Source organism: Niastella sp. OAS944, assembly GCA_024809215.1.
Taxonomy (GTDB): domain Bacteria; phylum Bacteroidota; class Bacteroidia; order Chitinophagales; family Chitinophagaceae; genus Niastella.
In genome coordinates this window covers 1-5,964 of record JANUBW010000021.1, presented here as the reverse complement: position 1 = coordinate 5,964, position 5,964 = coordinate 1, and the positions used below count along the sequence as shown (strand labels likewise).

General features: G+C 47.6%; 1 protein-coding gene. It reads left to right on the top strand.

Going from position 1 to position 5,964, the window contains the following annotated elements:
* Window positions 1–5,964: hypothetical protein (locus tag GGD38_RS37290; RefSeq protein ID WP_375303977.1), on the top strand; the 5,964-nt coding region annotated here is incomplete at both ends.

The following is a 5,964-nucleotide window of genomic DNA, read 5'->3' as shown; positions in this document are numbered from 1 at the left end:
ACTTCTAATAATGGCATCTCTGGTACATGGGCGCCTGCTTTGGATAATACCACAACGACTACCTACACCTTTACCCCAACTGCAGGACAGTGTGCGACTACAACGACTTTGACTATTACGGTTAATCCGAATGTGACGCCGACGTTTACAGCAGTTGCTCCTATTTGCGCTGGGGCTACTTTAACACCGCTGCCAACTAGTTCTAACAATGGCATTACAGGTACCTGGGCGCCGGCACTCAACAATACAGCTACCACTACATACACCTTTACACCAACAGCTGGTCAGTGTGCGACCACGACGACTTTGACAATTACGGTTAATCCGAATGTAACACCGACGTTTACAGCGGTTGCTCCTATTTGCGCTGGGGCTACTTTAACGCCGCTGCCAACAACTTCTACTAATGGCATTACCGGTAGCTGGGCGCCAGCTTTGGATAATACAGCCACAACTACTTACACCTTTACCCCAACAGCTGGACAGTGTGCGACGACTACGACTTTAACGATTACGGTTAATCCAAATGTAACGCCGACATTTACAGCCGTTGCACCAATCTGTTCGGGAGCCACTTTGACACCTTTGCCAACTAGTTCTAACAATGGTATCACTGGATCTTGGTCACCGGCACTTAATAATACGTCAACTACCACTTATACCTTTACACCAACTGCGGGTCAGTGTGCGACTACAACGACTTTGACAATTACGGTTAATCCGAATGTTACGCCGGCGTTTACAGCGGTGGCTCCTATTTGTGCTGGGGCTGCTTTAACTCCATTGCCAACTACTTCTAATAACGGCATTACCGGTACCTGGGCGCCTGCTTTGGATAACACCGCAACGACTACTTATACCTTTACACCGAGTGCAGGACAGTGCGCGACTACAACTACATTAACCATTACGGTTAATCCAAACGTAACGCCGGCGTTTACAGCCGTTGCGCCAATTTGTTCTGGTGCTACACTAACGCCACTGCCAACAACTTCTACTAATGGCATTACAGGTACATGGGCGCCTGCACTTAATAATACGGCAACTACAACTTATACATTTACGCCGGGTGCCGGACAGTGCGCGACGACTACGACTTTAACTATTACAGTTAATCCGAATGTGACGCCGACGTTTACAGCCGTAGCGCCAATATGTTCGGGAGCTACCCTGTCGCCATTACCAACTAGTTCTAACAATGGCATTACTGGTACCTGGGCACCGGCTTTGGATAATACAGCAACTACAACATATACGTTTACTCCAACAGCTGGGCAGTGTGCGACTACGACGACTTTAACGATTACGGTTAATCCAAATGTAACACCGACGTTTACGGCAGTGGCTCCTATTTGCGCTGGGGCTACTTTAACACCATTACCAACTAGTTCCAACAATGGTATTACCGGTACCTGGGCGCCAGCTTTGGATAATACGACAACGACTACTTATACCTTTACCCCAGCAGCCGGTCAGTGCGCGACTACAACGACTTTAACTATTACTGTCAATCCAAATGTGACACCGACGTTCACGGCGGTTGCACCGATCTGTTCAGGCGCGATTTTGTCGCCTTTGCCAACTACATCTAATAATGGTATTACTGGTACCTGGGCGCCTGCTTTGGATAATACCACAACGACTACCTACACCTTTACCCCAACTGTAGGACAGTGTGCGACTACAACGACTTTGACAATTACGGTTAATCCAAGTGTAACGCCAACGTTTACGGCAGTGGCTCCTATTTGCGCTGGGGCTACTTTAACACCGCTGCCAACTAGTTCCAACAATGGCATTACGGGTACCTGGGCGCCCGCTTTGGATAATACTACAACGACTACCTACACCTTTACCCCAACAGCTGGGCAGTGTGCGACTACAACGACTTTAACTATTACAGTTAATCCAAATGTAACACCGACGTTTACAGCCGTAGCGCCAATCTGTTCGGGAGCTACCTTGTCTCCACTACCAACTAGTTCTAATAATGGCATTACGGGTACCTGGGCGCCGGCTTTGGATAATACGGCAACTACTACCTATACGTTTACTCCAACTGCTGGGCAATGCGCTACTACGGCCACAATGACTATTACGGTTAATCCTAATGTAACGCCGACGTTTACAGCGGTGGCGCCAATCTGTTCGGGAGCAACGCTTGCGCCATTGCCAACCAGTTCTAACAATGGCATTACTGGTACATGGTCGCCTGCTTTGGATAATACCACAACGACTACCTACACCTTTACCCCAACTGCAGGACAGTGTGCAACTACAACGACTTTAACGATTACGGTTAATCCAAATGTAACACCGACATTTACCGCTGTAGCGCCAATCTGTTCGGGAGCCACTTTGACGCCTTTGCCAACTAGTTCTAACAATGGTATCACTGGATCTTGGTCACCGGCACTTAATAATACGTCAACTACCACTTATACCTTTACACCAACTGCGGGTCAGTGTGCGACTACGACGACTTTAACGATTACGGTTAATCCAAATGTAACACCGACATTTACAGCCGTTGCACCAATCTGTTCGGGAGCCACTTTGACGCCTTTGCCAACTAGTTCTAACAATGGTATCACTGGATCTTGGTCACCGGCACTTAATAATACGTCAACTACCACTTATACCTTTACACCAACTGCAGGACAGTGCGCGACTACAACTACATTAACTATTACGGTTAATCCAAATATAACACCGACGTTTACAGCAGTTGCGCCAATTTGTTCTGGTGCTACACTAACGCCACTGCCAACAACTTCTACTAATGGCATTACAGGTACATGGGCGCCTGCACTTAATAATACGGCAACTACAACTTATACCTTTACCCCAACAGCTGGACAGTGTGCTACTACAACGACTTTGACAATTACGGTTAATCCGAACGTAACGCCGACGTTTACGGCAGTGGCTCCTATATGCGCTGGGGCTACTTTGACACCATTGCCAACTAGTTCTAACAATGGAATAACAGGAACTTGGTCCCCAGCCTTGGATAATACCACAACAACTACATATACCTTTACACCAACAGCAGGTCAGTGCGCGACTACAACTACATTAACCATTACCGTTAATCCAAACGTAACACCGACGTTTACTGCAGTTGCCCCAATCTGTTCGGGAGCAACACTCACGCCCTTGCCAACCACTTCTAACAATGGCATCACCGGAACCTGGGCGCCGGCGCTTAATAATACGGCAACTACAACTTATACCTTTACGCCAACAGCTGGACAGTGTGCGACGACGACGACTTTAACGATTACGGTCAATTCAAATGTAACGCCGACGTTTACGACTGTTGCGCCAATCTGTTCGGGAGCTACTTTGACGCCTTTGCCAACAAATTCTAACAATGGCATTACGGGTACATGGGCACCAGCTTTGGATAACACCGCAACAACTACTTACACCTTTACACCAACAGCCGGACAGTGTGCGACTACAACGACTTTAATAATTACCGTTAATCCAAACGTAATACCGACGTTTACGGCTATTGCACCAATTTGTACTGGAGCTACCTTGTCGCCTTTGCCAACTAGTTCTAATAATGGTATTACTGGTACCTGGGCGCCCGCATTGGATAATACGACTACAACAACCTATACCTTTACCCCAACAGCTGGCCAGTGTGCGACTACAACGACTTTGACAATTACGGTTAATCCGAATGTAACACCGACGTTTACGGCAGTTGCACCGATTTGTTCGGGAGCTACCCTTTCTCCATTACCAACTAGTTCTAATAATGGCATTACGGGTACCTGGGCGCCCGCTTTGGATAATACCACAACGACTACCTACACCTTTACCCCAACAGCTGGGCAGTGTGCGACTACAACGACTTTAACGATTACGGTTAATCCAACTGTAACGCCGACGTTTACAGCTGTAGCGCCGATCTGTTCGGGAGCTACATTGTCGCCATTGCCAACTACTTCTAATAATGGCATCTCTGGTACATGGGCGCCTGCTTTGGATAACACCGCAACGACTACCTACACCTTTACCCCAACAGCTGGTCAGTGTGCGACCACGACGACTTTGACAATTACGGTTAATCCAACTGTAACACCGACGTTTACAGCCGTAGCGCCAATATGTTCAGGAGCGACTTTGTCGCCTTTGCCAACCAGTTCTAACAATGGTATCACTGGATCTTGGGCGCCAGCGCTTAATAATACCGCAACTACAACTTATACATTTACGCCGGGTGCAGGACAGTGTGCTACTACAACGACTTTGACAATTACGGTTAATCCAAATGTAACACCGACGTTTACAGCTGTAGCGCCAATATGTTCAGGCGCGACTTTGTCGCCTTTGCCAACTACTTCTAATAACGGCATTACAGGAACCTGGTCGCCTGCTTTGGACAATACGACTACAACAACCTATACGTTTACGCCAGCAGCTGGACAGTGTGCTACTACAACGACTTTAATAATTACCGTTAATCCAAACGTAATACCGACGTTTACGGCTATTGCACCAATTTGTTCTGGAGCTACCTTGTCGCCTTTGCCAACTAGTTCTAACAATGGTATTACTGGTACCTGGTCGCCCGCTTTGGATAATACAGCAACGACTACCTACACCTTTACCCCAACAGCTGGCCAGTGTGCGACTACAACGACTTTAACGATTACGGTTAATCCAAATGTAACACCGACGTTTACAGCTGTGGCACCAATCTGTTCGGGGGCTACCTTGTCGCCACTACCAACTACCTCTAATAATGGTATTACCGGTACCTGGGCGCCGGCACTTAATAATACGGCAACTACAACTTATACATTCACGCCGAGTGCAGGACTGTGCGCGACTACAACGACTTTGACAATTACCGTTAATCCAAACGTAACGCCGACGTTTACTGCAGTTGCTCCTATTTGCGCTGGGGCTACTTTAATACCATTGCCAACAACTTCTAATAATGGTATTACCGGTACCTGGGCGCCCGCTTTGGATAATACCACAACGACTACCTACACCTTTACCCCAACAGCTGGGCAGTGTGCGACGACGACGACTTTAACGATTACCGTTAATCCGAATGTAACACCGACGTTTACAGCTGTGGCACCAATCTGTTCGGGAGCTACTTTGACGCCTTTGCCAACAACTTCTAACAATGGCATTACGGGTACATGGGCACCAGCTTTGGATAACACCGCAACAACTACTTACACCTTTACACCAACAGCTGGCCAGTGTGCGACTACAACGACTTTAACTATTACTGTTAATCCGAATGTAACGCCAACGTTTACAGCAGTTGCTCCTATTTGCACTGGGGCTACTTTAACACCATTGCCAACCACTTCTACTAATGGCATTACGGGTACATGGGCACCGGCTTTAGACAACACTGCTACGACCACATACACCTTTACACCAACTGCTGGCCAGTGTGCGACTACGGCTACCATGACAATAGTGGTGAGCTCTAGTGTTACCCCAACGTTTACAGCTGTAGGGCCAATCTGTTCAGGAGCAACGCTTGCACCATTGTCAACAACTTCTAATAATGGAATTACTGGTACGTGGGCACCCGCTTTGGATAACACTACAACGACTACATATACGTTCACTCCAGATGCTGGTCAGTGCGCTACTACTGTTACCATGACAATAGTGGTGAGTGCTAGTATTACGCCGACGTTTACAGCTGTGGGGCCAATATGTTCTGGAGCAACTTTAGCTCCATTGCCAACGACTTCTAACAATGGTATCATGGGTACCTGGGCGCCAGCTTTGGACAATACGACAACGACTACATATACGTTCACCCCAACTGCTGGCCAGTGTGCGACTACGGCTACGATGACTATTGTGGTGAGTGCTAGTATTACTCCGACGTTTACGGCTGTAGGCCCAATATGTTCTGGAGCAATTTTAGCTCCATTGCCAACCACTTCTAACAATGGCATAACTGGT